Source organism: Bradyrhizobium ganzhouense, from assembly GCF_049949285.1.
GTDB lineage: Bacteria > Pseudomonadota > Alphaproteobacteria > Rhizobiales > Xanthobacteraceae > Bradyrhizobium > Bradyrhizobium ganzhouense.
This window is the reverse complement of record NZ_CP181318.1, coordinates 6784783-6808124: the sequence shown is the minus strand read 5'-3', so window position 1 is coordinate 6808124 and position 23342 is coordinate 6784783. Positions and strand designations below refer to the sequence as shown.

The 23342-nt window shown below is 63.3% G+C and carries 28 protein-coding genes and 1 other RNA gene; 17 read left to right on the top strand and 12 right to left on the bottom strand.

Going from position 1 to position 23342, the window contains the following annotated elements; genetic code table 11:
- Nucleotides 1-179: 179 nt before the first annotated feature.
- Nucleotides 180-1304: a DUF2336 domain-containing protein gene (locus tag ACLFLU_RS31590; RefSeq protein ID WP_426408626.1), complete on the top strand. Its 1125-nt coding sequence runs from the start codon at nucleotides 180-182 to the stop codon at nucleotides 1302-1304.
- A 25-nt stretch (nucleotides 1305-1329) separates the two neighbouring features.
- Nucleotides 1330-1575, top strand: a complete 246-nt coding sequence (locus ACLFLU_RS31585) for a hypothetical protein (RefSeq protein ID WP_426408625.1) — start codon at nucleotides 1330-1332, stop codon at nucleotides 1573-1575.
- 97 nt (nucleotides 1576-1672) lie between these two features.
- On the opposite strand, the gene ACLFLU_RS31580 is transcribed toward ACLFLU_RS31585, so the two are convergent.
- Both ACLFLU_RS31580 and ACLFLU_RS31575 read right to left on the bottom strand, forming a co-directional pair.
- Complete coding sequence (locus ACLFLU_RS31580; protein ID WP_426408624.1) at nucleotides 1673-2035, bottom strand: hypothetical protein; 363 nt, start codon at nucleotides 2033-2035, stop codon at nucleotides 1673-1675.
- 137 nt (nucleotides 2036-2172) lie between these two features.
- Nucleotides 2173-2910: a 3-oxoacyl-ACP reductase family protein gene (locus ACLFLU_RS31575; protein ID WP_426408623.1), complete on the bottom strand. Its 738-nt coding sequence runs from the start codon at nucleotides 2908-2910 to the stop codon at nucleotides 2173-2175.
- Between the two features lie 98 nt (nucleotides 2911-3008).
- On the opposite strand from ACLFLU_RS31575, the gene ACLFLU_RS31570 reads away from it, so the two are divergent.
- On the top strand, nucleotides 3009-3608 hold the full coding sequence (locus tag ACLFLU_RS31570; RefSeq protein WP_426408622.1) for a TetR/AcrR family transcriptional regulator: 600 nt from the start codon (nucleotides 3009-3011) through the stop codon (nucleotides 3606-3608).
- A gap of 41 nt (nucleotides 3609-3649) precedes the next feature.
- On the opposite strand, the gene ACLFLU_RS31565 is transcribed toward ACLFLU_RS31570, so the two are convergent.
- Nucleotides 3650-4444 carry an AraC family transcriptional regulator gene (locus tag ACLFLU_RS31565; protein WP_426408621.1) on the bottom strand — a complete coding sequence of 265 codons (795 nt, stop codon included), beginning with the start codon at nucleotides 4442-4444 and terminating at the stop codon, nucleotides 3650-3652.
- Nucleotides 4445-4569: 125 nt separating this feature from the next.
- Here ACLFLU_RS31565 and ACLFLU_RS31560 point away from each other — a divergent pair, with 125 nt between their 5' ends.
- Nucleotides 4570-5790: an MFS transporter gene (locus ACLFLU_RS31560; protein ID WP_426408620.1), complete on the top strand. Its 1221-nt coding sequence runs from the start codon at nucleotides 4570-4572 to the stop codon at nucleotides 5788-5790.
- A 238-nt stretch (nucleotides 5791-6028) separates the two neighbouring features.
- On the opposite strand, the gene ACLFLU_RS31555 is transcribed toward ACLFLU_RS31560, so the two are convergent.
- Nucleotides 6029-6619: a hypothetical protein gene (locus ACLFLU_RS31555; RefSeq protein ID WP_426408619.1), complete on the bottom strand. Its 591-nt coding sequence runs from the start codon at nucleotides 6617-6619 to the stop codon at nucleotides 6029-6031.
- A 95-nt stretch (nucleotides 6620-6714) separates the two neighbouring features.
- On the opposite strand from ACLFLU_RS31555, the gene ACLFLU_RS31550 reads away from it, so the two are divergent.
- Both ACLFLU_RS31550 and ACLFLU_RS31545 read left to right on the top strand, forming a co-directional pair.
- Complete coding sequence (locus ACLFLU_RS31550) at nucleotides 6715-7083, top strand: cupin domain-containing protein (protein WP_426408618.1); 369 nt, start codon at nucleotides 6715-6717, stop codon at nucleotides 7081-7083.
- 125 nt (nucleotides 7084-7208) lie between these two features.
- Complete coding sequence (locus ACLFLU_RS31545) at nucleotides 7209-7637, top strand: universal stress protein (protein ID WP_426408617.1); 429 nt, start codon at nucleotides 7209-7211, stop codon at nucleotides 7635-7637.
- A 158-nt stretch (nucleotides 7638-7795) separates the two neighbouring features.
- Here the strand turns inward: ACLFLU_RS31545 and ACLFLU_RS31540 are convergent, their stop codons facing one another.
- From ACLFLU_RS31540 to ssrA, 8 genes are all read right to left on the bottom strand, one after another.
- Nucleotides 7796-8293 carry a GNAT family N-acetyltransferase gene (locus ACLFLU_RS31540; RefSeq protein ID WP_426408616.1) on the bottom strand — a complete coding sequence of 166 codons (498 nt, stop codon included), beginning with the start codon at nucleotides 8291-8293 and terminating at the stop codon, nucleotides 7796-7798.
- A gap of 196 nt (nucleotides 8294-8489) precedes the next feature.
- The gene (feoB, locus tag ACLFLU_RS31535) at nucleotides 8490-10361 is read right to left on the bottom strand and encodes a ferrous iron transporter B (protein WP_426408615.1); all 1872 of its coding nucleotides are present in this window, start codon (nucleotides 10359-10361) and stop codon (nucleotides 8490-8492) included.
- Between the two features lie 24 nt (nucleotides 10362-10385).
- Nucleotides 10386-10661: a FeoA family protein gene (locus ACLFLU_RS31530; RefSeq protein ID WP_426408614.1), complete on the bottom strand. Its 276-nt coding sequence runs from the start codon at nucleotides 10659-10661 to the stop codon at nucleotides 10386-10388.
- 113 nt (nucleotides 10662-10774) lie between these two features.
- On the bottom strand, nucleotides 10775-11029 hold the full coding sequence (locus ACLFLU_RS31525; protein WP_027529561.1) for a ribbon-helix-helix domain-containing protein: 255 nt from the start codon (nucleotides 11027-11029) through the stop codon (nucleotides 10775-10777).
- Nucleotides 11026-11214 carry a DUF4169 family protein gene (locus tag ACLFLU_RS31520; RefSeq protein ID WP_426408613.1) on the bottom strand — a complete coding sequence of 63 codons (189 nt, stop codon included), beginning with the start codon at nucleotides 11212-11214 and terminating at the stop codon, nucleotides 11026-11028. Before ACLFLU_RS31520 ends, ACLFLU_RS31525 begins: the two co-directional genes overlap by 4 nt.
- A 275-nt stretch (nucleotides 11215-11489) precedes the next feature.
- Nucleotides 11490-12923, bottom strand: a complete 1434-nt coding sequence (gene fumC / locus ACLFLU_RS31515) for a class II fumarate hydratase (RefSeq protein WP_426408612.1) — start codon at nucleotides 12921-12923, stop codon at nucleotides 11490-11492.
- Between the two features lie 88 nt (nucleotides 12924-13011).
- Nucleotides 13012-13530, bottom strand: coding sequence for an SspB family protein (locus ACLFLU_RS31510; protein WP_426408611.1), 519 nt, complete (start codon nucleotides 13528-13530; stop codon nucleotides 13012-13014).
- A 114-nt stretch (nucleotides 13531-13644) separates the two neighbouring features.
- Nucleotides 13645-14019, bottom strand: a transfer-messenger RNA (tmRNA) gene (ssrA, locus tag ACLFLU_RS31505).
- A 96-nt stretch (nucleotides 14020-14115) separates the two neighbouring features.
- On the opposite strand from ssrA, the gene ACLFLU_RS31500 reads away from it, so the two are divergent.
- From ACLFLU_RS31500 to ACLFLU_RS31450, 11 genes are all read left to right on the top strand, one after another.
- Nucleotides 14116-14721: a chromate transporter gene (locus ACLFLU_RS31500; RefSeq protein WP_426408610.1), complete on the top strand. Its 606-nt coding sequence runs from the start codon at nucleotides 14116-14118 to the stop codon at nucleotides 14719-14721.
- Nucleotides 14718-15248 carry a chromate transporter gene (locus tag ACLFLU_RS31495; RefSeq protein ID WP_426408609.1) on the top strand — a complete coding sequence of 177 codons (531 nt, stop codon included), beginning with the start codon at nucleotides 14718-14720 and terminating at the stop codon, nucleotides 15246-15248. Before ACLFLU_RS31500 ends, ACLFLU_RS31495 begins: the two co-directional genes overlap by 4 nt.
- A gap of 93 nt (nucleotides 15249-15341) precedes the next feature.
- The gene (locus tag ACLFLU_RS31490) at nucleotides 15342-16103 is read left to right on the top strand and encodes a tripartite tricarboxylate transporter TctB family protein (RefSeq protein ID WP_426408608.1); all 762 of its coding nucleotides are present in this window, start codon (nucleotides 15342-15344) and stop codon (nucleotides 16101-16103) included.
- A 7-nt stretch (nucleotides 16104-16110) separates the two neighbouring features.
- Nucleotides 16111-17625: a tripartite tricarboxylate transporter permease gene (locus ACLFLU_RS31485; RefSeq protein ID WP_426408607.1), complete on the top strand. Its 1515-nt coding sequence runs from the start codon at nucleotides 16111-16113 to the stop codon at nucleotides 17623-17625.
- A 154-nt stretch (nucleotides 17626-17779) separates the two neighbouring features.
- Nucleotides 17780-18760, top strand: a complete 981-nt coding sequence (locus ACLFLU_RS31480) for a tripartite tricarboxylate transporter substrate-binding protein (protein ID WP_426408606.1) — start codon at nucleotides 17780-17782, stop codon at nucleotides 18758-18760.
- Nucleotides 18761-18931: 171 nt separating this feature from the next.
- Entirely contained in the window at nucleotides 18932-19726 is a 795-nt protein-coding gene (locus ACLFLU_RS31475; protein WP_074118390.1) for a thymidylate synthase, read from the top strand.
- A gap of 4 nt (nucleotides 19727-19730) precedes the next feature.
- Nucleotides 19731-20216 (top strand): N-acetyltransferase family protein, encoded by a 486-nt coding sequence (locus tag ACLFLU_RS31470; RefSeq protein ID WP_426408605.1) that lies wholly within the window; start codon nucleotides 19731-19733, stop codon nucleotides 20214-20216.
- Nucleotides 20216-20731 (top strand): dihydrofolate reductase, encoded by a 516-nt coding sequence (locus tag ACLFLU_RS31465; protein WP_426408604.1) that lies wholly within the window; start codon nucleotides 20216-20218, stop codon nucleotides 20729-20731. The genes ACLFLU_RS31470 and ACLFLU_RS31465 overlap by 1 nt, the downstream gene beginning before the upstream one ends.
- 160 nt (nucleotides 20732-20891) lie before the next feature.
- Nucleotides 20892-22028: an FtsH protease activity modulator HflK gene (gene hflK / locus ACLFLU_RS31460; protein ID WP_426408603.1), complete on the top strand. Its 1137-nt coding sequence runs from the start codon at nucleotides 20892-20894 to the stop codon at nucleotides 22026-22028.
- Nucleotides 22025-22921, top strand: coding sequence for a protease modulator HflC (gene hflC, locus ACLFLU_RS31455; RefSeq protein ID WP_426408602.1), 897 nt, complete (start codon nucleotides 22025-22027; stop codon nucleotides 22919-22921). Before hflK ends, hflC begins: the two co-directional genes overlap by 4 nt.
- 70 nt (nucleotides 22922-22991) lie before the next feature.
- The gene (locus ACLFLU_RS31450; protein WP_057747247.1) at nucleotides 22992-23198 is read left to right on the top strand and encodes a DUF2065 domain-containing protein; all 207 of its coding nucleotides are present in this window, start codon (nucleotides 22992-22994) and stop codon (nucleotides 23196-23198) included.
- The last annotated feature ends 144 nt before the right edge of the window (nucleotides 23199-23342 follow it).

Sequence of the window (23342 nt, the reverse complement as noted above, 5' to 3'; positions counted from 1 at the left end):
CGCAACGGTAAACGCATTCGCTCGCATTTGAACGAATTTTGCCCGGCAAAACTGATGTGACGATTTTACTGGATTCTCGCGTTTGATCCCTAGTCTCGGCTCCAAGAGGAATTCGGAGTCCTGCTCGCACAAGCAGGACGGCTCGAAAAAAGAACGACCAAGAACTGGGGGTTATCGAGATGAACGGGGCGAAAACGCTTCTGCAGGATCTGGACGACGCAATCGCGCGCGGCACCGACGAAAGCCGGGTGAAGGCGTTGTGGCATGCGACCGATCTTTTGATCACCGGTCGCTACGTCGACGACGAGATCAGCATGTTCGGCGAGGTCATCGGGCGGCTTGCCGACGAGATCGAGGTCGCCGCACGGGTGCAGCTCTCCGAATTGATGGCGGGCTGCGATCATGCTCCGCTCAACGTCATCGAGAAGCTCGCTCTGGACGACGAGATCGAGGTTGCCGGCCCCGTGCTGCGCGACTCGACCCGGATCAACGAGAAGGTGCTGGTCGAGAGCGCCATGACCAAGGGCCAGGCGCATCTGCTCGCGATCTCCCAGCGTGAGGCGATCGGCGAGGCGGTGACCGACGTTCTCGTCAAGCGTGGTAACCAGGAGGTTGTCACCTCGGTGGCCAGGAACGAGGGCGCGCGCTTCTCCGGCTCTGGCCTGCTGCACATGGTCCGCCGCGCCGAGGGTGACTCGATCCTCGCCGAGCAGCTCGGCCTGCGCAAGGACGTGCCGCGCCACATCTTCCAGCAGCTCATCTCCAAGGCGTCGGAAGACGTCCGCCGCCGGCTCGAGACCGAGCGCCCCGAAATGATGTCGCAGATCCAAAGCTCGGTGACCGAGGTCACCGGCGATTTGCAGTCCAAGTTCGGCCCGTCCTCGCGCAGCTATTTCGTCGCCAAGCGCGTGGTGACGACGCAGTACCGGCAGGGCAACCTCAACCAGGTCTCGATCTCGAACTATGCGCGCCAGCATCGTTTCGACGAGGTGCAGATCGGCCTGTCGCTGCTGTCGTCGCTGCCGGTCGACGTGATCGAACGCGCGCTGATGGACCGCAACCGGGAGATGATCCTGGTGCTGTGCAAGGCGCTCGACTTTTCCTGGGACACGACGATGTCGCTGCTGTTCCTCGGCGCCAAGGATCATCTGATCACGGCGCGCGAGCTCCACGACAACGAGCGCGATTTCGGCCGGCTCAATATCGAGACGTCACGCAGCATTCTGAAATTCTACCAGTCGCGCAAGAACAGCGCCGGCACCGATCCCGCGACGGGTCGTCAGCCCGAGCTCCAGGTTCACTGAACGGGACATCGAGGGAGTATTTGCAATGTTGCCTCAATTCGGTACCGCAGTTCGCAAGAACAAGAGCCTCACCAAGAACCTCCCCGCCGAGACCGGCGGAGCGGCTCCGGAGAAGGCCACGGTCGACGCCGCGTGGCTGGTGCTGGAAGCCGCCAACGATCTCGGCGACCACGCCGCGATCGAAGCCTGCCGCCGCGTCATCGATGCCGAGCTGAACGGCACGGTCGCCGCCAGCGCGGATACCGATCTCGTGCTGGGGTACTTCCGGTAACGAACGTCGAATGCGTTGAATTGGCCGCATGGGTGGAGCTCTCGCGATACCCATCGCTCCCCTGCGCCGTACGTCAGGTTGAAGCGCGACCGACCGGTCAGCCGCAATTCCAGATCGCGCCGATCGGCGTCCGCGTCCAGCACGGGCCGAAACTGCCGCCATTGTAGCGGGAGCCGCCAAAACCGGGCCGGCCGAAATAGCGCCATTCGCCGTCAATGTAGCGGTAATAGCTCGGCACGGGATCGATGTACCAGGGACGCTGGTTCTCGCGCGCGTAACGCTTGAACCCGTTTTTCTGCATGAAGATCGGCTGGCTGTTGCTCAGCGGCTGGCGATAGCCCGGCAGGAAGCCGTAGCCGTGCCAGGCTTGCTTGGGCTTCTTTGCGACGGGCTCGGCAGGCGCTGTGGCCGGCAGCAGCGACAGGATGACAGCAACAAATAGACATAAGATGCGCGACATGAATCGAGCATAGACAGCCGGTCGCGGGAACGCCATTCAAATTCGAGTGGGACGGTTCCTGTCATTCGCGCGAAGATGGACTGAGAAATGCCGAAAGCGCAGCCGGATCATTGTCCGGCTGCGCTCTCCCCTAAAGCCTACGCGTTCGCGCCGCCGTCGACGGTCAACGCCGAGCCGGTGATGTATTTCGCCTTCTCACTCGCCAGGAACGCCACCGCATTGGCGATGTCGTCCGGCGCGCCATAGCGGCCGAGCGCCATGAACTGCTTCAGCGTCTCCGCGGTCGGGCCGTGGGCCGGGTTCATGTCGGTGTCGATCGAGCCCGGCTGCACCAGATTGACCGTGATATCCTTGGGGCCGAGCTCGCGCGCCAACGCCTTGTTGAACGCGATCAGCGCCGATTTCGATGCCGCGTAGACGCCGAGCACGGGCGCGGGCACGCGATCGGCGAAATAGCTGCCGATGGTGATGATGCGGCCGCCTTTGCCGAGATGGGCGAGCGCCGCCTTGCTCGCCACGATCGGCGAACGGACGTTGACGTTCAGCAGCGCATCGACGTCGGCGAGCGATATGTCATTGAGGCCGCCCAGGCGCAAAATGCCGGCGTTGTTGACCAGGATATCGAGCCCGCCCAAGGCGGCAACGGTCTTGTCGACCGAGGCCTGGACGGCGGCGACATCGGCGCTGTCGGCCTGGATCGCGATCGCTTTCCGTCCCGTCGCCTTGATCGCGTCGACAACCTTGGCGGCGCTATCTGCGGACTTTTCGTAAGTGATGGCGACATCGGCGCCTTCCGCAGCGAGCGCCTTTGCAATGGCCGCGCCGATACCCCTGCTTGCGCCCGTCACCAGGGCCCGTTTTCCTGCCAGTGTCATCGTGATCTCCTATTCTGTAACGATCGACACAGAATATCTGGGATCTTGATCGGCCCCGTCAAGTGAATTATGTGTTGATCATTACAGAAAGGGACGTCATGGCGGGACGGCCACGGGAATTTGATCGCGACGCGGCGCTGGAGGCCGCGATGCTGCTGTTCTGGCGCAAGGGTTTTGCCAGCGCCTCGATGAACGATCTGTGCGAGGCCATGGGCGTCCGCTCGCCGAGCCTTTACGCCGCGTTCGACAGCAAGGAGGCGCTCTATCTGGCGGCTTTCCAGCATTACGTCGTCACCGAGGGACAGGCGGTCTGGGACAAGCTTGCGGAGGGGACAACGGTGCGCGCCGGCGTTGAGAATTTGCTGATCGCGGCGGCCGACAACTTGCCGAAATCCCGCACGGCCCCCGCCGGCTGCATGATCGCGTTGGGCGCCGTCAGCGACGAATGGCCGGCCACCATCGCGCGCGAGGTGAGAAAGGTGAGGCTCGAACTGCTGGACGATCTGCGCACACGGTTAGACGCGGCAGTCGCCAACGGCGAATTGCCCGATGCGACCGACGTCGATGCGCTAAGCCGGTTCTATCTCGGCGTCTTCCAGGGCATGGCCATCCAGGCCAAGGACGGCGCCACGCAGGCCGAGCTGCGAGGTACTGCTAAGGTGGCGATGGCGGCGTGGCCGGGCGAGGGGAAAAGGTAGTGCTGCAATTCGGGCAGAAACCGGCGCTTGGTTTTTCCGCGTCAGGTCGCGCTATGCTCGCCGCCGCCTCCAGCTCCGAGATATTTCAGAGGAGGACTTCCGAAAGCACGCTTGAACATGAGCGTGAACGCGGCGGGGTTCTCGTAACCTAAATCCATTGCGACTGTGGTGACCGGCTCGCCCGCTGCGAGCCTCGGCAGCGCGCTAATCAGGCAAGCTTGTTGGCGCCACGCCACGAAGCTGAATCCTGTCTCGCGTCGGAACAGGCGCGTGAACGCGCGGCGGCTCATGTGGAGATCTTCCGCCCAGTCGTTGATCGTTTCATGGATCGCCGGCTTGCGGACGAACGCGCGGCAGCGCGCCGCCAACGCGCCTTCGCTCGGGTATCGTAGTGAGAGCGGCAGCACGGGCAGCTTTTGCAGTTCGTGACCGATCAATTCCATTAGAGCGCGGCCGCGACCGTCGAGCTCTGTCTCGATCGGCAGGCTCAGTGCTTCGGTCATCAAGCCGCGCATGAAGGGCGAGATTGCAACGACCTGGCAATGCGCAGGCATCGCTGGTACCGCGCCCGGCTCCAGGTACAGGCTCTGCATCCGTACTGCACCGACCATCCGTACGTGATGTTCGGTCGCCGGTGGGATCCACATGCCCCGCTGCGGAGGCATGACGTAGGTGCCCTCAGGCGTAGCCAGCACGACCACACCCGTCGCTCCGGAGATGAGTTGGCCCCTTCGATGGTGGTGGGGCTGGATGACGTGTCCGTCTGGATAGCGGGTGCCAATCGCGATGATCGACCGGGGCAAGTGGTCCACGCTGTCGATGTGAAGTTCCCGCATCTTGGCCCACTCTAGTAGTAATTAGGCCCAGAAGTGGTTGCGGGCCAAGCAGGCGTCAAATACTCCCAGATCAATTCTGACGCAATCGCCTCGCCTCGAACCGCTGAAGATCGAAGGAATTCGACGTGTCCGTCCAAGCTCAAACCATTCCGCTCCGGCGCACCGCCTCCAAGACGGTTTTCCCAGTCCTATGGGCCGCCAGCTTCTGCCATCTGCTCAACGATCTGATGCAGGCTCTGTTGCCGGCGGTGTATCCCATCCTGCGAGGCGACTTCGACCTGAGCTTCGCGCAGATCGGCTTTCTCACCTTGGTCTACAACGTGACGGCATCGCTGTTTCAGCCCTTCATCGGCTCCTACACGGATCGCCACCCGCTGCCCTATTCGCTGCCGTTCGGCATGGCATCGTCGCTGATCGGATTGCTGACGCTTGCCTTCGCGCCGAACTACGCAATGCTGCTCGTCGGCGGCATGCTGCTGGGCTTGGGCTCGTCGATCTTCCATCCGGAATCATCGCGCATCGCGCGTCTCGCATCCGGCGGCTCGCACGGTCTGGCGCAATCGCTGTTTCAGGTTGGCGGCAATTTCGGTTCGGCGCTTGGTCCGCTGGCTGCGGCCTACTTCGTGTTGCCGCGCGGTCAGCACGGGCTCGCCTGGTTCGCGCTCGCCGCGATGGCCGGCATCGTCATCCTGACCGGCCTGGGCCGCTGGTACAGTGCGAACGGCCACGCCAAGAAGCCATCCGGCAACGCGCCCGTGCATCATCCCTCTCTGTCAAAAGGCCAGGTGTCGAAGGCGATGGCCATCCTCATTGCGCTGCTGTTTTCGAAGTACATCTACCTCGCGAGCTTCACCAGCTACTACACGTTCTATCTCATGGATCGTTTCGGTTTGCAGACGAAGGATGCGCAGATCTATCAGTTCCTGTTCTTCGCGGCCGTCGCGGCGGGTACCGTCGCCGGCGGTCCGATCGGAGACAGGCTGGGGCGCAAGTTCGTCATCTGGGTATCGATTCTCGGCGTGCTGCCCTTCACGCTGATGCTGCCCTATGTCGGTCCGGTGCCGACCGCCGCGTTGAGCGTCGTGATCGGCTTCGTGCTCGCCTCGGCCTTTCCCGCAATCGTCGTCTACGGACAAGAGTTGATGCCGGGCCGCGTCGGAATGGTCGCCGGACTGTTCTTTGGATTCATCTTCGGCATCGGCGGCATCGGCGCCGCGATGCTCGGCACGCTGGCAGATTGGACCGGCATCCAGTTCGTCTTCAAGGTCTGCGCGTTCCTGCCCGCGCTCGGCATCCTCACGGCATTCCTGCCGAACCTGAAGGTGGACAAGGCAACGGCAACATAGGTCGATGACAACATCGCCTCCGGACCCGATCCGGGGGCGATGCTGCAGCGGTCAGTCGTGCAGCCGCATGCCCCGCAGTATCTCGCTCACCTCTGTACAGCCAGGGGCGCTTGTGCACTGACGATCACCCTGGCGGGCAGTCAGCTGCGGCGGGCGAAGCCACGCTGGCGGTGTGGCCGGGAATGGGGTGATGTAAGGGCGTCGTTTCGTTGGTATTGCGACGGATCAGATAACCAAGTTACCGGTGCGCGCTGACGCCCCAACCCGATCCCTGCATGCGCATCAAAGTTCGGTCCTCGTTCGTCCAGAAGCCGGAAAATCCTGTCCACGGTGCAAACGTCCATAGACGTCGGCGGAACTCCGTCGCCTTTTCGTTTTCATCCAGCTGACAGCCGGCGGAAGTCCATACGGCATTCGCGAGCATGACGAAGACAATTGCAGTATCGACCACGTCCTGCGTTAGCCTCCAAGCGTTTGAACCAACCTGGTCGCCGGGCCAATCGCCAGTAACCCACAATTGTGCGCCCGTTTCCGGTTTGAACCCACACGCCCATACGCCTTGATTTTCCAGGATCACGGGAACGATACCGTCAGGTTGCACCTCGTAACGATGCGGCGATATCAGAGTGTCCTGGCTGTCGAAGATGCGCACATTTCCATGTTCCAGCCACAGGCGGCCTAGCCGGCGATTGACGACTTGGATGGCCTGCGGCATTTCGAAAGGGAGAGCAATCGGCGAACCGGCCGGATCGTCCTTCAAGCCAAACCAGTCGGCGATGAACGAGCAGGCGTCTTCGATAGTGGCGATGATTTGAGGTGGTTCGCTCATTTACCAATTCTCAAAGCGTTTTCCCGTGATCTAGTTTCGCATTCGCCGCGATTTGGCGATAGCTATACCTCAAGGCGAGACGAAGGAGGTGCCCCATGGTCGAACGTCCCGACCCTCACGCAAGCACGCAACAAGCAGGCTTTGCCGGCGTCACCCGCAAAATCCTCGAATGTCTTCCATTGCCCGGCAATCAGGAACTCATGGTCGTCGAGGTCACCTATCCGCCGGGCGGCGTTGCACCGCTTCATCGCCATCCCGTCGCGGGCGCGATTTACATCGTCGAAGGCGTCGCCGAGTCCGCTTATGGCAGCGACGAGCCGAGAGTGTATCGCGCAGGCGAGACGTTGCAGGACCGGGCGGATCTTCCACATACGCACTTTCGCAACTGCGACCCGGACCGTCCGCTCCGCTTTCTGACCATCTATGTGCTCGAACCCGGGCGCTCCTACACGATGGAGCCGTGAGCGATGACAGTGCGGTGTTACGGCGCTAGGCCGGGAGATTGATCTATCTCAAGACTATATCCGAAATCCGGGCTCAGCTTATGTACGGAAGGCAGTGATGCATCCAGAGGAGCGGGAGGCGAAGCATGTACCGGCATATTCTCATTCCGACTGACGGGTCCGAGCTGGCGGAGCATGGAGTGACGCACGGGTTGGCGCTGGCGAAATCCCTTGGAGCCAAGGTATCTGTAATCTTCGTTGTGGAGCCGTTTTCAGAAATGACGGGGCGGTTCCGTGAAGCAGTCGCAACATATGCCGAACTGCGCAGGGAACAGGCCAAGAGCGCATTGGATCGCGCGGCAAAGGCGGCCAAGGAGGCCGGCGTCGCCTGTGAGCCGATTCAAGTGGAGCACGGGCAACCTCATCAAGCCATCATCGCAGCAGCCGAGAATAAAGGTTGCGATCTCATCGTCATGTCATCCCATGGGCGCAGCGGACTCTCGATGCTTCTGATCGGTAGCGTGACCAACAAGGTGCTGACGCAGGCGAAAACTCCCGTGCTGATTTGTCAGTGAATGCGTCGATCTGGTGACGGAGCTCTCGCTCGCGACGAGGGTTGGAAAACTCATCAGCCGCACGGAGCGCCTTGTCTGCTTTGCGTCATTGCAGGCCTTGCGTGCCGGTTAGGCTTCGTCGGCCCGGCACCCTGGAAGCGGGCAATCCGGATTTATACTCACCGTTGGGCGCGGTAGATCACGACGTCCTCGCCGTGATGCGTCGTACTCTTCTCCAGCAGATAGTTCGCCTTCTCCAGCACGCGGCGGGACGCGCCGTGTCCGACAAAGACCAGGCCGATGAGCGATGGCAGCTTGAGTTGCGACAGCCCGATGTCGGTCATTGCAGTCGCGATCTCGCTCGCAAGCCCCTGGCCCCAGACATCGCGCTTGAACGTGTAGGCAATCTCGATCTCACCGATGCCGTCCACGAGGATGTGCCGGATGCCCGCCCGTCCGGCGAAGGCGCCGTCTTTCGTCCGCAGCACCCACAGCCCAAAGCCGTACTGGTCCCAATGCGCGATGTTGGTCGCGAGATAGGTCTTCGTCACCTCGGCCGATCGCACGCCGCCGAGATAGCGGGAGACGTCGGGATCGAGATGGAGTGCGACAAGGTCGGCGAGGTGATCTGCGCGCAGTTTTTCAGCGGTCAATCTGTCAGTGCTGAAATGATCCATGGAGTCGGTTGCGCGCTTCCGACGATTGCGATGCCGACGAGGGCGATAGTGCCATCGTGCTCCTGTTTTGCCCGACGGGTCAAGCGGCGATCGGAGTTCGTAGCCCGGATGATTTTGCAAACGCGCAAGCCATTGATTTCACACCCCCCGTCTACTGTGCATGGGGTTGTTTTCGCAGTTTTGGTGTTGCGAGAGGCTAGCCGGCCCCCAACGCGACCGCGACGTTGTACGTCAAAAGGCTCGCGGCATAGGCCAGCACCAGCATGTAGGCGAAGGTCGCCGCCATCCAGCCCCAGCTTCCGGTCTCGCGCCGGATCACGGCGAGCGTGGAGGCGCATTGCGGGGCGAAGATGTACCAGGCGAGCAGCGACAGCGCGGTGGCGAGCGACCATTTCGTCGCCAGCACCTGACCGATCTGCTCGGCCGCTTCCTTGCCGCCTTCGATCGCATAGACGGTGCCGAGCGCTGCGACCGCGACCTCGCGCGCCGCCATGCCCGGGATCAGCGCCACCGCGATCTGCCAGTTGAAGCCGACGGGGGCGAGCAGCGGCTCGATCGCCTTGCCAATGATTGCAGCCAGGCTGAAGCCGATGGCGGGCTCCGTACTGCCCGCGGGCGGTTGCGGGAATGAGGCCAGAAACCAGATCAGCACCATCATCGAGAAGATCGTGGTGCCGGCGCGCTGCAGGAACATTTTTGCCCGCGTGTAGATGCCGATCGCGATCGATTTCAGCCGCGGCATCTTGTAGTCCGGCAGCTCCAGCATGAACGGTGCCGGTGCATAGTCGCGCAACATGAAGAACTTGATCAGGAACGAGACGGCAAGCGCGCTGGTGATGCCGGCCGCATAGAGCCCGAACATCACGAGGCCCTGCAGGTTGATGAAGCCCCAGACGTCCCTGGCCGGAATGAAGGCCGAGATGATCAGCGTATAGACGGGGATGCGCGCCGAGCAGGTCATTAGCGGCGCGATCAGGATCGTGGTCAGGCGGTCGCGCTTGTTGTCGATCACGCGCGTCGCCATGATGCCGGGAATGGCGCAGGCAAAGCTCGACAGCAGTGGAATGAAGGCGCGGCCATGCAGCCCCGCGCCGCCCATGATACGGTCCATCAGGAACGCCGCGCGCGCCATGTAGCCGAAATCTTCCAGCAGCAGGATGAACAGGAAGATGATGATGATCTGCGGCAGGAACACGATGACGCTGCCGACGCCGGAGATCACACCGTTCTGCAGGAAGCTCTGCAGCAGGCCCCCGGGCAGGGTGGCGTGGACGAAGTCGCCGAGCGCGTCGAAGCCCGATTGGAGCAACTCCATCAGCGGATGGGCCCAGGCGAACACCGCCTGGAACATCACGAACAGGATAAGCGCGAGCACGATGAGGCCGCCGACCGGATGCAGCACGATCGCGTCGATGCGCGCGGTCCAGGTGTCGGGTCTAGCAGGCAGGCTGACGCAGTCCGAGATGATGCGGTCGGCCTCGCGCTGGGTCGCGCGCAATTCGGCGACGCTGAGCGCGCGCCAGCTGTTCTCGGCCGGTTCGGCGGAAAGCTTCGCCGAGATCTCGTCGGTCAGCGCCAACAGATCCGCGGTACCGCCCTTGCGCACCGCGATCGAGGTGACCACGGGCACGCCGAGCTCCTTGGCGAGCCGCGCGACGTCGACCGAGATGCCGCGGCGGCTCGCGATGTCGAACATGTTGAGCACGAGGATCATCGGGCGCCCGGTGCGCTTCAGCTCGAGCAGCAGGCGGATGGTCAGGCGCAGATTGGTGGAGTCGGCCACGCACAGCACGAGGTCGGGCAGGGCCTCGCCGGAGGCCTTGCCGAGCACGAAGTCGCGGGTGATCTCCTCGTCCGGGCTGCGGCCCCGCAGCGAATAGGTGCCGGGCAGGTCGACGACGGAGACCTGCCGCCCCTGCGGGGTGACGAAAAAACCTTCCTTGCGCTCGACGGTGACGCCCGGATAGTTCGCCACCTTCTGCCGGCTGCCGGTCAGCGCATTGAACAGCGAGGTCTTGCCGCTGTTTGGCGTGCCCACCAGGGCGAGATGCAGAAGGGGTAATTCCATGGGATCAGATGTCCGGCCGCAATCTCAGGCGACGATGATGGCCATGGCTTCGCGGCGGCGCACCGCGATGGTGATGTTGTCGACACGCACGGCGATCGGGTCGCGCCCGACCAGCCCCTCGTGCAGGATCTCGACCCGGGCGCCCTCGACGAAGCCGAGCTCGATCAGCCGGCTCTCGAGCTCGATGTCCGAGAGTGCCGAGTCGGAGTCCTTGGCGGAGAGGTGCTGAATGACGCCGGTATAGCCGCGCTTGGCCAGGCCCAGCGGCATCTCGCGGCGCGTATCATGGGTGTCGGTCATGCCCTGTATTTTCAACGCAGAGCATGGAGGTCAAGCGCGCACGCGCGCTGAAACTGCACCTTAGAGCGATTTTAAAGTGCAGATCACGAAGCCGTGGGCACAGCGCCCCGGCGCTATTGCGCCGGGACCTTTTCCGGCTGGATGGCGGCCATGGCGCGGCTCTTGAAGTAGTCGAGCACGAACAGGCGGATCGCCGAGGACAGATTGCCCTGCTGGCGGGCGCCGTCGATTTCGCCGACGAGCTCGGACAGCGTCATGTTGCGCAGGCCCGAGATCTCCTTCATGCCGTTCCAGAACGCCTCTTCCAGGCTGACGCTGGTCTTGTGGCCGGCGACCACGATCGAGCGCTTCACGACGGGCGACTTCATGGCTGCTCCTCGCGGTCGATCCGATGCTGGTCCAGATGCTCCTTCGCCTGGTCCGCCTGCTTCTCCTCCGCCGATCGCTCGGCCTTCGTGCGGCCGAACTTCGTTCGGTTGGCGTCCGCCTGCTTCGCCGAAGCCTCCCGCTCGGCGCGCTTCCTGAAACGATTCAGGTTGATGACGTTCCCCATGCCGCGTCTCCATCATCCGCTCCTCTTCAGGCTGGATGAAACTTCCAGAAACAGGGCGCCGCGTCGCGCCCCGCAAGACTTGATCGTCATTCGCTCGTCCTCGTCAATCGGCCTGTCGGCCATCAAACGATGAATTCGCCCCGTCGAGGCCAGAGAGGCTTGCGTAACACGCATCCTCGCCACGACATTGACGGTAATCAAATCCTGCCCTTTTAGCCTTATATTTATGAGCTTTAGGGCTCCGTATCATTACGGATGACTATCGGAATTCGGAATTACCCCGGTTTCGTCATCTTCTCCGGCTGCACCAGGCGGTCGAATTCGTCGGCCGAGACGAAGCCGAGCCGCAGTGCCTCCTCCTTCAGCGTGGTGCCGTTGGCGTGCGCGGTCTTGGCCACCTTGGCTGCGTTGTCGTAGCCGATCTTCGGTGCGAGCGCGGTCACCAGCATCAGCGAACGCTCCATCAACTCCTTGATGTGCTTTTCGTCGGCGCGGATGCCGCTGACGCAATGCTCGGTGAAGGAGCGCGCCGCGTCCGCCATCAGGCGGATCGAGTGCAGCATGTTGTAGGCGAGCACGGGCTTGTAGACGTTGAGCTCGAAATGGCCCTGGCTGCCGGCGACCGTGATGGCGGTGTGATTGCCGAACACCTGGCAGCACACCATGGTCATCGCCTCGCATTGTGTCGGATTGACCTTGCCCGGCATGATCGATGAGCCCGGCTCGTTCTCCGGCAGGATCAATTCGCCGAGGCCCGAGCGCGGACCCGATCCCAAGAGGCGGATGTCGTTGGCGATCTTGAACAGGCCTGTCGCGACGGAATTGATGGCGCCGTGCGCAAGCACATAGGCATCATTGGAGGCCAGCGCCTCGAATTTGTTGGCGGCGCTGGTGAAGGGAAGTTTCGTGATCCCGGCGACGTGCTTTGCGAACAGCTTTGCGAAGCGCGGCTTGGAATTGAGGCCGGTGCCGACGGCGGTGCCGCCCTGCGCCAGCGGATAGAGATCCTTCACTGCGACCTTGAGCCGCGCGATGCCGCTCTCGACCTGCGCGGCATAGCCCGAAAACTCCTGGCCGAGCGTCAGCGGCGTCGCATCCTGGGTGTGGGTGCGGCCGATCTTCACGATCTTGGCGAACTCCTTCTCTTTCTTGCGCAGCGCGCGGTGCAGCTCGCCAAGCGCAGGGACGAGATCGGCGGTGACGCGGCTTGCGGCCGCGATGTGCATCGCGGTCGGGAAAGAGTCGTTCGACGACTGGCTCATGTTGACGTGGTCGTTGGGATGCACCGGCTTCTTGCTGCCGAGCTCGCCTCCGAGCAGCTCGTTGGCGCGGTTGGCGATGACCTCGTTGAGGTTCATATTGCTCTGGGTGCCCGAGCCCGTCTGCCATACGACAAGCGGGAAATGATCGTCGAGCTTGCCCTCGATCACCTCGTGCGCGGCGCGGATGATGGCGTTGGCGCGGCGCTTGTCGAGCAGGCCGAGCTCGAGGTTGGACTGTGCCGCCGCAAGCTTGACGATGCCGAGCGCATGCACGAGCGCGATCGGCATGCGATCGATGCCGATGCGGAAATTCTGGCGCGAGCGTTCGGTTTGCGCCCCCCAATAGCGATCGGCGGGGACCTCGATGGGACCGAAACTGTCGGTCTCGATGCGGGTCGCGGGGCGGGCGGTCTTCGCGCGGGCAGCTTTGGCCATGAGCACATCCATTCTGCCGCACGAACGCCGCGCGGCCTCTTCATGTGCTCTTCTATATAGGGAGTTTGGCCGGGCGCGACGGTCTCGCGGCCAACCTAGATCATTTCTTGCGGAAACGATCGAGCCGCACGACCTCGGCGCCGCCCTGGTTCGGCGGGGTCGGCTCTTCCGCGGTCTCCGCGGCTTCGGTGGCCGGCGCGGGTGCTGCCGTGGCTGATGGGGCCGGGGGCGCCGGCAAATTCTCGCCCGCCACCTCGGCGACGTCAGAGGTGTCGAACTGGAGGCCGAACTTCACGGACGGATCGAGGAAGCTCTTGATGGCGCTGAACGGCACGATCAGCCGCTCCGGGATGCCGCCAAAGGACAGGCCGACCTCGAAACGGTCCTCAAGCACGGTCAGGTCCCAGAACTGGTGCTGGAGGATGATCGTCATCTCTTCCGGATATTGCGCAAGCAACCGGCTCGACAGCTTCACGCCCTCGGCCTTCGATACGAAGGTGATGAAGAAATGATGCTCGCCCGGCAGGCCATGGGCGGCGGCGTCGGTCAGCACCTTGCGCAGCACGCCGCGCAGCGCGTCGCGGGCCAGCACATCGTATCGGATATGATCGGTCGCCATGGTGGTCCTGTTGCATTCCAGGAGACGGGCCCTGCCGGCCCAACTCGCCAAGCCGCAATAGTACCGCGCCTGACGGGTCAGCAGGAGTCCCCGCCGGGAAGGAAATCAGAGGTAAGTGGAGGCTTCTGTTGCCAGGTGCCTCCGAACCCCGCCTAACGGAGCTTAACCCGTTAGGACTTTAAGATGGTCTTTCAAACTGCGTTACGCAGCCTGAGCAACCGGAGCAAAGTTGTCGTTGGCAACTATTGCATAGCCCGATAACGGCGGAACAATACCGGGAAAAAGTTCGCCCTTTACGCCCTCGTCGATCCTATTTCGCCCCCGCCGAAGCTCACTTGCCAGTGGGCCAAGCCCGCCGAACGATGAGCTTTGGTGGAGGCGCCGGGTACCGCCCCCGGGTCCGAATGGTTTATTGCGACGACCGTTTATTTCCATAGCCGGCGAACCGGCAACCCCAATATAGGGGGCAAAGGTTTAGAAAGACAGGGGTTTGGCGCGGGCGGGCCGAGGTTCCCTTTGGATAGGTTCCGACCGGTCTCCTGTCTGATCTTGGCCCCGCGGCGGACCGCGTTCTAAGCTGTTGGCATGTCCCCGGATTCAGCACCGGCCGCCCAAGAGCCGGATATTCCCGCCGCCCACGCCCCTCCGCCCAACCTGCTCGCGTTGTTCCTGGCATTTGCCCGGATGTCGCTGGCCGGTTTCGGCGGCGTCCTGGTGTTTGCCCGGCACGCCATCGTCGATCAGCACCGCTGGATGACCGCGGACGAGTTCAACGAGACCTTTGCGCTCTGCCATTTCCTGCCCGGACCCAACATCGTCAATCTGTCGATGGTGTTCGGGTCGCGGTTGCGCGGGATCGCCGGCGGTGTCGCGGCCTTCACCGGGCTGTTGCTGCCGCCGACGTTGATCATGACCGTGCTCGCGATCATCTACGCCCGGTTTGGGGACGTGGAAGTGCTGCGTCGTATTCTGGCAGGCATCTCCTGCGCCGCGGTCGGTCTGCTGATCGCGGTGGTCTTCCGTATGATGACGCCGCTGCTCAAGCGGATGGACGTCGTCGTGCTCATCCTGATGCTCGGCGTGTTCACAGCCATCGGCGTGCTTCGCTGGCCGTTGCAGGCGGTGCTGCTGGTCGCGATCCCGCTCAGCATCGGCGTCACCTATCTGATGCGACGGAAGGTAGCAGCATGAGCAGCGAGAACCCGATCTGGGCGCTGATCTCCACCTTTGGTCTAATGTCGTTGTTCGCGGTCGGCGGCGCCGCGGCCGCGGTGCCCGAGATGCACCGCATCGCCGTCGAGGTGCATCACTGGATGACCGACAAGCAGTTCGCGGATGCCTATGCGATCGCGCAGCTCTCGCCTGGTCCCAACGTGCTTATCGTCACCTTGATCGGCTATGCCGTTGCCGGCATTCCCGGCGCGCTGGCCGCAACGCTGGCGATGTGCCTGCCGACGGCGCTGCTTGCCTATTATGTCAGCCGATTGCTGAACCGGCCGAGCCAATCGCGCTGGCCCGGCCTGATCCAGGCTGCACTGGTTCCGCTGTCGATCGGATTGATGGCGGCGAGTGCTCTGATCCTGGCCCAGTCGACCGATCGCACCATTGCCGCACTGCTTCTGACCGCGACGGTTGCAGTGATCGCCTCTGTCTCGCGCATCAATCCACTGTGGCTTCTGCTCGCAGGGGGGCTGTTGGGTTTTGCTGGCATTGTGTGATGAAAATCGCTAGGCAATGATCTGGGCCGGGGATCCCTTCCAGCCGATTAGAACAACAGTGCTCGTGACTTACAGGTCGCGGAGGAGACATGCATGGCCGATACAATGGGCCACTCGGCGACAGCCACACGAAACACATCGGTGGCGATCGGTTTCTGCCTGCTGGCCATCGCGCCGCAGATTTTCGAATTCATCTGGTCGATCGGGACGATCTTTGGCTGGGGCGTCGGGCGCGGCCCGGCCACCGTCGTGATCAGCCACGCCACCGCGCTGGTTGTTGGCGGCCCCGCTGCGTTGCTCGGCGCAGTCGGTGGTGACACCAAGAAGGCGTCATCGGATGTGCTGCTGGCGCTGATCTATTCCTATCCGCTGTTTGCGGTTGCGATCCTCACGATCTTCATGACGATCAGGTCCGCACAGGACTATGTCGGCGGGATCGTTCTGATGGCGCTCGCCTTGTTCGCGCTGTGGGCCTCGAGCGATTTGCAGGGGATGCGCGGCTTCTCCTTTGGCGCAGGCACGGCGCCGCGGATGTTCGGCGGGCTGCTCGTCGCGCTTGGCGCCGGCATCGCATTGACGGGACTGTTGGCCGACGGACCGGCGATGGCGCATTATTCCTGGCGCGGACCGCTGTTCGTGATGGCCTCGATCGTCTTCTTCGCTTTGGCGATCCGTCCGCTTGGGGTGGTGGTTTCGGCGTTCGTGAGCTTCCTGATCGCGGCGATGGGGACGCATGAGACGCGTTGGGTCGAGACAATCATCGTCGGCGCCTGCCTGACGCTCGGCTGCGCACTTCTATTCCCGTACGTGCTCGGGCTGCCGATGCCGATGTTCCCGCGTTTCCTGGCTCAGTGAGGCTGTCATGGAGCTCTTTGCCAACCTCGCTCACGGTTTTGCCGTCGCGTTCTCTCCAATCAACCTTTTGATGTGCCTGATCGGCGCTCTCGTCGGCACGCTGGTCGGCGTGCTGCCGGGCATCGGCACCATCGCAACCGTCGCGATGCTGCTGCCGATCACCTTCGGACTGCCGCCGGTCGGCGCGTTGATCATGCTCGCCGGCATTTATTACGGCGCCCAGTATGGCGGCTCGACCACGTCGATCCTGGTCAACATACCCGGAGAGGCGACATCGGTCGTCACCGCCATCGACGGCCACGCGATGGCCAAGCAGGGCCGCGCCGGCCCGGCGCTGGCGATCGCGGCGATCGGCTCGTTCTTCGCCGGCTGCGTCGCAACCGTTTTGATCGCTGTCCTCGGCGCGCCACTCACAAAACTCGCGCTGGCGTTCGGTCCGGCCGAATATTTCTCGCTGATGGTGCTCGGCCTGATCTTCGCGGTCGTGCTGGCCAAGGGCTCGGTGCTGAAGGCGATCGCGATGATCGTGTTCGGCCTGTTGCTGTCGATGGTCGGCTCGGACATCGAGACCGGCGCCTCGCGCATGGCCTTCAACATTCCGGAGCTCGCCGACGGTCTCGGCTTTGCGACGGTGGCGATGGGCGTGTTCGGCTTTGCAGAGATCATCCGCAATCTCGACGCCGGCGCCGAGATGAATCGCGATCTCGTGCAGCAGAAGATCACCGGCCTGATGCCGACCAGGAAGGACCTGATCGACTCGACGCCGGCGATCCTGCGCGGCACCGTGCTAGGCTCGATCCTCGGCATTCTGCCCGGCGGCGGCGCGGTGATCGCGTCGTTCGCGGCCTACACGCTCGAGAAGAAGCTCGCCAAGGACCCGTCGCGGTTCGGCCGCGGCGCGATCGAGGGCGTGGCGGCACCGGAAAGCGCCAACAACGCAGCTGCCCAGACGTCCTTCATCCCGCTGCTGACGCTCGGCATCCCGCCGAACGCGGTGATGGCGCTGATGGTGGGCGCGATGACCATTCATGGCATCGTGCCGGGCCCGCAGGTGATGCAGAAGCAGCCCGACCTCGTCTGGGGCATGATCGCCTCGATGTGGATCGGCAATCTGATGCTGATCATCATCAACCTGCCGCTGGTCGGCATCTGGGTGCGGCTGTTGCGCGTGCCGTACCGGCTGATGTTCCCCTCGATCGTGATCTTCTGCGCGATCGGCATCTACTCGGTGAACAACGCGCCGGTCGACGTCATCCTCGCGGGCGTGTTCGGTCTTGTCGGCTACTGGCTGATCAAGCACGATTTCGAGCCGGCACCGCTGCTGCTCGGCATGGTGCTCGGACCGCTGATGGAAGAGAACCTGCGCCGCGCGCTGCTGATCTCGCGCGGTGACTGGACGGTGTTCCTGACGCGTCCGTTGTCGGCCGTACTGCTGGCGATCGCGGCCTTCCTTCTGGTGCTCACGGTGTTGCCGTTCTTGCGGAGCAAGCGCGACGAGGTGTTCACCGAATCCGAGAGCTGATCTCGCCGCGCGCAGCGTCGGCGTCGCGCCTGCGTCGGCATGTCCTGCGTCGGCGCGCCGCATTCGGAAGTCCAATCGACTTGCGTGACCGCTTCGTGAAATGAAAATGCCGGCCTTGTGGCCGGCATTTTTGTTTATGTCGGAGAAGATCGAGATGACCTCCATTCGCGCGCTCACCGGCGCATGTGCAGCCGTGCTCGCATCGCTGTGCGGCTTTGTCGCACCAGGCGAAGCGCAGACCTATCCGACGCGCAGCATCACCATGATCGTGCCGTTCGCGGCGGGCGGCCCGACCGACGTCGTCGCGCGCATCGTCACCTCGCACATGGCTCAGACGCTCGGTCAGAGCATCATCATCGAGAACGTGGTCGGCGCCGGCGGAACCACCGCGACCACGCGCGCCGCGCGTGCGGCCAATGACGGCTATACGTTGATCACCGGGCATATGGGCACGCACGCCGCGTCCGTGCCGCTCTATCCGAAGCTCGCCTACCATCCCGAGAAAGACTTCGAGCCGATCGCGCTGCTCGCGGGCACGCCGATCCTGATCCTGGCGCGCAAGGACTTTCCGCCGAAGGACCTCAAGGAGTTCGTCGCCTATGTGAAGGCGAACGCGGAGAAGGTGAACGCGGCGCATGCCGGTGTCGGCTCGGTCTCGCACGTGTCCTGCGAGCTCCTGCACTCCATCCTCGACGTCAAGCCGGTCGGCGTGCCCTTCAACGGCACCGGACCTGCGATGAATGCGCTGGTGGCGGGCCAGGTCGATTACATGTGCGACCAGATCGTCAACGCCGTGCCGCAGATCAATGCCGGCACTATCAAGGCCTATGCGATCGCAACGCCGGAACGCAATCCGTCGCTGCCGAACGTGCCGACGACGGCGGAAGCGGGGCTGCCCGCATTCCAGGCCCAAGCCTGGAACGCGAGTTTCGCGCCGAAGGGAACCTCGCCCGCGATCCTGGCGAGCCTGAACGCCGCTGCCGCCAAGGCGCTCGACGACGAGACCGTGAAGAAGCGCCTGCTCGAGCTCGGCAGCGTCATCCCCACCCCTGCGGAGCGGACGCCGGAGGCGCTGGCCGCCCTCGTGAAAAGCGAGATCGCGAAGTGGACCCCGGTGCTCAAGCCGGCAAGTTAAGCCAGCACAATCAAGCCGATAGGAGAGGGGCGGAACGCGAGTTCCGCCCCTTGTCGTTTGCGCCAAGAGCGCTCACTTTTCCGGGTATAATCGGTGGAGGCAGCGAATCGCCGCTGTCGCAGCGCCGGGGGCGCCGTTAAGTTCGCCGCCTCCCCAAAGGCTCTATCGCACATGCACCAGTATCAGGACCTGCTCGAGCGGATTCTTTCAGACGGCGCCGAGAAGACGGATCGGACCGGTACCGGCACGCTGTCGGTGTTCGGCCATCAGATGCGCTTCAATCTGTCCGCCGGCTTCCCGATGCTGACCACCAAGCGGCTGCCGCTGAAGGCGATCGTGCATGAGCTGTTGTGGTTCCTGAAGGGCGACACCAACATCAAATATCTGCGCGACAACGGCGTCACCATCTGGGACGAGTGGGCGGACGCCAATGGCGATCTTGGCCCAGTCTACGGGCATCAGTGGCGCTCGTGGCCTGCGCCGGACGGACGCAGCATCGACCAGATCGCCAACGTCGTCGACATGATCAAGCGCAATCCGGACTCGCGGCGCCTGATTGTCTCGGCCTGGAATCCGGCCGAGGTCGACAAGATGGCGCTGCCGCCGTGCCACTGCTTGTTCCAGTTCTACGTCGCCAACGGCAAGCTGTCGTGCCAGCTGTATCAGCGCTCGGCCGACGTGTTCCTCGGCGTGCCCTTCAACATCGCCTCCTATGCGCTGCTCACCATGATGGTGGCGCAGGTCACCGGCCTGAAGCCCGGCGACTTCGTGCATTCGTTCGGCGACACCCATCTCTATTCCAACCATCTGGAGCAGGCCCGGCTCCAGCTCACGCGCGCGCCGCGCGCGCTGCCGGTGATGCGGATCAATCCTGACGTGAAGGACATCTTCTCCTTCCGCTACGAGGACTTTGAGCTCGTCGGCTACGATCCGCATCCGCACATCAAGGCGGAAGTCGCGGTCTAGCGCGATGTCGCTGAACATCCGCCGCGCACGTCCTGGCGAAGCCAGGCTCGTTCTTGATTTCGTCCGCGAGCTCGCCGAGTACGAAAAGCTCTCGCATGAGGTCGAGGCAACCGAGGCTGACATTGCCGACGCGCTGTTCGGCAACGATCCGCGGCTGTTTTGTGCGATCGCCGAGTGGAACGGCGAGCCCGTGGGCTTTGCGGTGTGGTTCCTGAATTTCTCGACCTTCAGCGGCCGCCACGGCATCTATCTCGAAGATCTGTATGTGCGGCCGTCGCATCGGGGCAAAGGCCTCGGCAAGGCGCTGCTGGTCTATCTGGCGAAGGAATGCGTCGACAACGGCTGGTCGCGCCTGCAATGGGCGGTGCTCGACTGGAACGCGCCGTCGATCGCGTTCTACAAATCGCTCGGCGCCGCGATGCTGGACGACTGGACGCTGTGCCGCGTTTCCGGTCCTGCGCTGACGCGCCTTGCTGGGAGCGCTTCCTGATGGAGATCGTCTTTGTCGTTGCGATTGCGGAGAACGGCATCATCGGCGCCGGCAACGCGATCCCGTGGCGCTTGAAATCCGACATGGCGCGCTTCAAGGCGCTTACCATCGGCAAGCCCGTGATCATGGGTCGCAAGACCTTCGAATCCTTGCCCGGGCGCCGGCCGCTTCCGAACCGCACCAACATCGTGATCACGCGCGATGCGGCCTATCGCGCCGCCGGCGCTGTCGTTACGACATCGGCAGCGGATGCGGGCGCGGTTGCGCTTGGTGATGCCCTGCGGCGTTCAGCCGCTGAAATCGCCGTGATCGGCGGCGCCGAAATCTACCGGCAATGGCTCGATCGCGCCGATCGCCTCGAGATCACGGAAGTGCATGCGCGGCCGGACGGCGACACGCATTTCGACATCGACAAGGCGCAATGGGACGAGGTGGCGCGCGTCCGCCATCCCGCCGGTCCCGACGACAGCGCCGACTACTCCTATGTGACATATCGTCGGCGGGCGCCCCATTAACTGCATTCGCCAATGTTTACATTGACTTTTCCGCCCCCGAGCATAGCTCGTGGGTCGGTCAGGCTTGCGTTGTAAGGGTCCTTTCGGTCCCCTATAAAGCCGGACCGGACAATGCGGGCCGGCTTAAGTTCTAGTCCCGGTCTGCCGAGGAGAGCGTCGAATGCCGTGGAAGAATCAGGGCGGTGGCCCGTGGGGCTCGGGTCCGAAAGGACCATGGGGCACAGGCCCGCAACCGGTCGGGCCGAGGCCGCCGGATCTGGAGGACCTTCTGCGGCGTGGCCAGGACCGGCTGCAGCAGATCATGCCCGGTGGCTATTTCTCCGGCATCGGCATCACGCTGATCCTGCTTATCGTCGTCGCACTCTGGCTGTTGTCGGGCTTCTTCCGCGTGCAGTCCGAAGAGCAGGGCGTCGTGCTGCGCTTCGGCAAGCATGTGCGCACCGTGGATCCGGGCCTGAACTATCATCTGCCCTATCCGATCGAGACAGTGCTGCTGCCGAAGGCACTGCGCGTGTCCACTATTTCCATCGGCATGACGCTGATCGACGATCCGGCGCGCCGCGGCCGCTCGATCCGTGATGTGCCGGAAGAGAGCCTGATGCTGACCGGCGACGAGAACATCGTCGATGTCGACTTCACCGTGCTGTGGCGCATCAAGCCCAACGGCGTCGGCAACTTCCTGTTCAACATCCAGAACCCCGAGGGCACCGTGAAGGCGGTCGCCGAAAGCGCGATGCGCGAGGTGATCGGCCGTTCCGACATCCAGCCGATCCTGACCGGAGCCCGGACGCAGACCGAGACCACCGTGCAGGATCTGATGCAGAAGACGCTCGACGGCTACGGCGCCGGCATCCAGATCACCCAGGTGCAGATGCAGAAGGTCGACCCGCCAGCGCAGGTGATCGACGCCTTCCGCGACGTGCAGGCGGCGCGCGCCAATCTGGAGCAGCTGCAGAACGAGGCGCAGACCTACGCCAACAAGGTCGTGCCTGAAGCGCGCGGCCGCGCGGCGCAGATTCTGCAGGCCGCCGAAGGCTACAAGGAGCAGGCGGTCGCCGAGGCCAAGGGCCAGAGCTCTCGCTTCCTGAAAGTGTACGAGGAATACAAGAAGGCGCCCGACGTGACGCGTGAACGGATCTATCTGGAGACGATGGAGCGCGTGCTCGGCGGCTCGGACAAGCTGATTTATGACGGTGGCCCCTCGGGCCAGGGCGTCGTGCCCTATCTGCCGCTCAGCGAATTGTCGGCCAGGAGGCCCACGACGACCGGCCAGCAGCCGAGCGGAGGCACGCGATGAGGTCTCCGGTTACTGGCATTGTCGCGCTGCTCGCAGCGCTTCTGGTCGCGATTGTCGCCTACATGTCGCTGTTCACGGTGCAGCAGACCGAGCAGACCATCGTGCTGCAATTCGGCAAGCCGGTCGACGTCGTCATTGACCCCGGGCTGCACTTCAAGGCGCCCTGGAACTCCGTGATCAACGTCGACAAGCGGATCCTCGACCTCGAGAACCCGTCGCAGGAGGTCATTGCCTCCGATCAGAAGCGGCTCGTGGTCGACGCCTTTGCGCGCTATCGCATCAAGGATGCGCTGCGCTTCTATCAGAGCGTCGGCTCGATCCAGGCGGCGAACCTCCAGCTCACCTCGCTGTTGAATGCGGCGCTGCGCCGCGTGCTCGGTGAAGTCAACTTCATCACTGTGGTGCGTGACGAGCGCGAGAAGCTGATGGGGCGCATCCGCGAGCAGCTCGACAGGGAGGCCGGTGGTTACGGCATCGAGGTTGTCGATGTCCGGATCCGTCGCGCCGATCTGCCCGAGCAGAACAGCCAGGCGGTGTACGACCGGATGAAGTCTGAGCGCCAGCGTGAGGCGGCCGAATTCCGTGCGCAGGGCGGCCAGAAGGCGCAGGAAATTCGTTCGAAGGCCGACCGCGACGTGACGGTTATCATTGCCGAAGCGAACTCGACCGCCGAGCAGACGCGTGGTGTCGGCGACGCCGAGCGCAATCGCCTGTTCGCCGAGGCCTATGGCAAGGATGCTGACTTCTTCGCCTTCTACCGGTCGATGACGGCCTATGAGACCGGGCTGAAGAAGGACGACACCCGCTTCCTGCTGCGGCCGGACTCGGATTTCTTCCGGTATTTTGGTAACCCGTCGGGCAAGACGGCAACCGAGACGCTGGCGAAACCGTAAGCTAGACAAGGGCGGCTGGTTGGCCGCCCTTCGTCCAGACAAAAACAGCACCACGGGAGGTTCCAATCCGATGAGGTCCATTGCGTTCGCCGACTTCCTCATCGGCTTAGGCATTCTGTTCGTGCTGGAAGGCTTGATGTTCGCGGCCAGTCCGAACTGGATGCGCAAGGCCATGAAGAGCGCCATCGCCACGCCGGACAACATCCTGCGGGCGGTCGGGATCGGCTCGGCCGTGGCCGGCCTGATCCTGATCTGGGTGATGCGACGTCCGATCTAGCCGCACAGCCAACGCCAAAGTGAAGGCGAGAGGCGGGGTTTCGCCGTATTATCCAGGTCTTGAGGCCCGCTAAGCTCCGCGCTTGCGCCGTGCCCCCGTTCGAGCGCAGTCTTGAGGCCGAATCCTTATTCTCTGGAGACCACA